The sequence below is a fragment of the Corallococcus praedator genome (genome assembly GCF_003612125.1).
GTDB classification, from domain to species: Bacteria; Myxococcota; Myxococcia; order Myxococcales; family Myxococcaceae; genus Corallococcus; species Corallococcus praedator.
The window spans coordinates 1-3,550 of sequence record NZ_RAWI01000618.1; the positions used below are offsets into that span (position 1 = coordinate 1).

The window sequence follows — 3,550 nt, forward strand, 5'->3', positions numbered from 1 at the left end:
CCCCCCTCGGACGCCCCGGCGCGGCCCGTGGCCCTCCAGCCACGGGGGCGTGGCCCCAGGGTGACACCTGACCCGTACCCTGGTGCCCACGGGCCCCGGGGCGCGATGAGGGCCATTGAACGTCCTGTGGAAATCACCGCGCTGGCTGAACGAAAAACTCGACAGAACGAGGAATGACCCTGAAGGGCTGAAAAAAGGTGGGCCGTCCTACCCCACGGAAACCCCCTATTCGACAGGGAAACCCCTGGATTCTAGGACCCGCCGGGGAGGCCGAGCCCTGGCACCCCGCCTGCATGATGTCAGACCCAAGGTGTACTCACCCGCGCAGTGGGAAGTGGCGGGAGGAACCATGGCGAAGCGGACCGCAGGCAAGACGAGTGGTGGCACGACGGTGCGGCGGCAGGGTCGGCGGGTGATGCCGGCGCTGCGGCGGACGGCGAAGCGGGCGCGCGTCGTGGCCCAGAAGGCCCAGCTCACGCTGGGAGAGGTCATCGCCGCGGCGTTCGACACCGCCGGCGGTGAGATGAGCGGCGTGCTGGAGCTGGTGACGTCCCCGCAGATGACCCGCGCGCTGGGTCGCCGCATCGTCGTCGAAGGCTGACGAAGCCGTCCGGTCCTCCCTCGGGCCGCGCTCCCGGACACAGGGCGCGCGAGGAAGGGCTGTCGCGACACGGCTGTCAGCCTCGAACCACCAGGTGCCGCTTCCGCTGGCGCGGGTGGAGTGCCCGTCTCCCTTCAACGTTGTGAAGCCGTTCCAGGCCCGTCACGGCGACCCGTTCCGGGTTCCGACGGTGCCCCGGCTCCAACGTCTCCGCCTTCACTTCGAACCCGTCGCGGAACCGCTGCGGTGGACGCTTCCTGCGTGCTTCCGGACGCGCTTTGCGTCCCGGCGCGTGGACCGCCCTGGACGCATCCTGGAGCCACGCGAGCGGGTTCAGCGCGACACCGACTGACCGCGTTCGTCACTTCGCACCGGTGGGCTCACCGCTTCGCACCCGCCCCCAAAGACAACGGCCCGCGCTCTCCCGCTGAAACGGGGAACGCGGGCCGGGAAGCCCCGGTTGCCGGGGCTTTCAACTCCGAGCAGGACTACCGGGGCTGCCAGCGCGGGCGGTGGTCGTCGCCTTCGCTCGTCAGCACCGTGTACGTGTCCTTCGGGTGGGTGATGGCGGCGCCGACCTTCGTGCCCGCGACCGGATCCAGCTGCTGCACCGTGAGCTGACCGCCCTTCACGTAGGCCAGGTACTGACCGTCCGGAGAGAACGACGGCAGCGTGGCCTCGTTCTCGAAGGACACCGCCGCGCCCTCCGGCGCGCCCGTGGTGGTGTTCACGCGCTGGAGGAAGAGGACGTTGCCCGGGGTGGTCCCGCACTCCGTCGCGGTCACGTTGCCGCAGAGCGTGGCCGCGGTGCCAATGAGCTGGTAGTAGGCGCGCACGTACGCCACCCAGCTGCCGTCCGGCGCCCAGTTCGGGTTCGCGATGTAGGACTCCAGGGTGCCACCGGTGACGGGCGCGGAGGTGGCGTCCGCCAGCGTCTGCGGGGCGCCGCCGCCCGTCACGGGCAGCGAGTACAGCTTGAGGACCGGGGTGACCTCCGCGCCGAAGTTCACCGTCTTTCCGTCCGGGTTGGCCAGGAACAGCAGCTGCGAGGTGACGCGGTTGTAGTGCGGCTGTTCCCCGGACGTGGGCGACCCCGCCAGCGGAGACGGCGCGGCGCCGCCGGTGGAGACCTGGATGCCCGCGCCGGAAGCGCTGTACGCGTAGTCGACGCCGTTGGGCCCGAAGTCCGGGAACGTGCCGGTCGCGGTGGCCTGCGTCGCCGTGCCGCCCGTCGCGGGGATGGTGGAGATGCCGGACGAGCCACGCACCCAGGCAATCACGTTGCCCGGCTCCCACTCCATGTAGCGGATGCGCGTGCCAGCGCCCGTCGTCAGCACGGTGGGCGAACCGGCCGCGAGCGGCACGGCGCGCACCGCGAGCTCACCCGTGGCGCCGGTGACATCCCCCTGCACGAAGGCCACCTGCGTGCCGCCCGGGCCGAAGCGCGGGTAGGCGCTGGCCACGGCGTCATCGCTGAGGGACGTCATCCCCGGCGTGTCGAAGCGGGCCACGATGGCCCGGGTGCCGCCGTCCGTGCCCGTCACGGCGATGTGCAGCGCCTGGCAGGTCGCGGCCTCGCAGAACAGGCCGGCCATGCACTCGGTCGTCGCGGTGCACGCGCCGCCCTTGGCCACCGTCATGCCCGCACCCGCGTCCGTCCCGGCGTCGACCTCCGTGCCCGCGTCGGTGCCCGCGTCAACGTCCGTGCCCGCGTCCGTCCCGGTGCCCGCGTCCGTCCCGGTGCCCGCGTCCGTCTCCGTGCCTGCGTCCTCTTCCGGGGCGGGCGTCAGCGTGCGCAGCTCGCACTTGTTGTCCTCGTTGCAGGACCAGGTCTGGCCCTCGGGGGCCGTCCCCTTGTCGCGGCAGTCGAACTGGTCGACGCACTCGTCTCCACAGCCCGTCGCGAACACCGTCAGCGCTCCGAAAAGCGCACCCCACACCACTCGCTTGGTCATGCTCATGCCTCCTCAGTCAGGGGCGCGCGTCATAGCTTCCCGTTCGCGGGGGACGGCTCGCCTTGAAGGGCACGTCATCCGGGCCTGTCCGTGATTGAACTGGGTTTGGGAAAAGGGTGCTCAATGATCGACACGCACTGCCATCTGGACGCCTCTCGCTTCGAGCCGGACCGCCCGGAAGTCGTCGCGCGCGCCTGGGCCGCGGGCCTGCACGGCATCCTCATTCCCGCCGTGGGACCGGAGACGTGGGAGCCCCTGCTCGAACTTCCCCGCCAGGACGCGCGCATCCAGGTGGGCCTGGGCATTCATCCCCAGTTCCTGCCAGACCTGCCGCCCGAGGATGACGGCCTGCACCTGGAGCGGCTGGACGCGCTGCTCGCGAAGGGCGGCGCGGCGGCGGTGGGTGAGTGCGGCCTGGACGGCCCCTCCGTCACCGGCGCGCCCCTGGAGCGACAGGTGGCCGTGCTGCGCGGACACCTGGCCCTGGCGCGCAAGCACGGGCTGCCGGTGCTGATGCACTGCCACCGGCTGCACCCGGCGCTCATCGACCTGCTGAAGACGGAGGCTTGGCCCGACGCCGGCATCCTCATGCACAGCTACAGCGGCGGCGCGGAGCTGGCGCGCTTCTACATCCAGAAGGGCTGCCACTTCTCCTTCGCCGGCCCCGTCACCTGGGCGGAGGCGCGCAAGCCGCTGGACGCCCTGCGCGTGATTCCCCCGGAGCGGCTGGTGGCGGAGACGGACTCGCCGGACCAGGCCCCCACGCCCTTTCGCGGCCAGCGCTCCGAGCCGGGCTACCTGCCCCACATCCTCGCGGGCATGGCCCAGGCCCTGGGGGAGCCGGTGGACGTGCTCGCCCAGCGGACGACCGAGAACGCCCGGCGCCTGTTCCGGGAAGCTTTCCCGCCCCCTTCGCTGTAGGCGAGCGTCGCGTGATAGAGGAGCCTTCATGAACCCGCAGCCCGTCCCCACCGCCACCGCCACCGCCGAAGCC

General features: G+C 71.7%; 3 protein-coding genes. 2 read left to right on the plus strand and 1 reads right to left on the minus strand.

Features of this window, described 5'->3' with window-relative positions; all coding sequences use genetic code 11:
- Positions 1–349 precede the first annotated feature (349 nt).
- Positions 350–601: a hypothetical protein gene (locus tag D7Y13_RS39865; protein WP_120586028.1), complete on the plus strand. Its 252-nt coding sequence runs from the start codon at positions 350–352 to the stop codon at positions 599–601.
- A 488-nt stretch (positions 602–1,089) separates the two neighbouring features.
- Here the strand turns inward: D7Y13_RS39865 and D7Y13_RS39870 are convergent, their stop codons facing one another.
- Positions 1,090–2,556 carry a TolB family protein gene (locus tag D7Y13_RS39870; protein WP_120586030.1) on the minus strand — a complete coding sequence of 489 codons (1,467 nt, stop codon included), beginning with the start codon at positions 2,554–2,556 and terminating at the stop codon, positions 1,090–1,092.
- Between the two features lie 123 nt (positions 2,557–2,679).
- On the opposite strand from D7Y13_RS39870, the gene D7Y13_RS39875 reads away from it, so the two are divergent.
- Positions 2,680–3,477: a TatD family hydrolase gene (locus D7Y13_RS39875; RefSeq protein ID WP_120586027.1), complete on the plus strand. Its 798-nt coding sequence runs from the start codon at positions 2,680–2,682 to the stop codon at positions 3,475–3,477.
- Positions 3,478–3,550 lie beyond the last annotated feature (73 nt).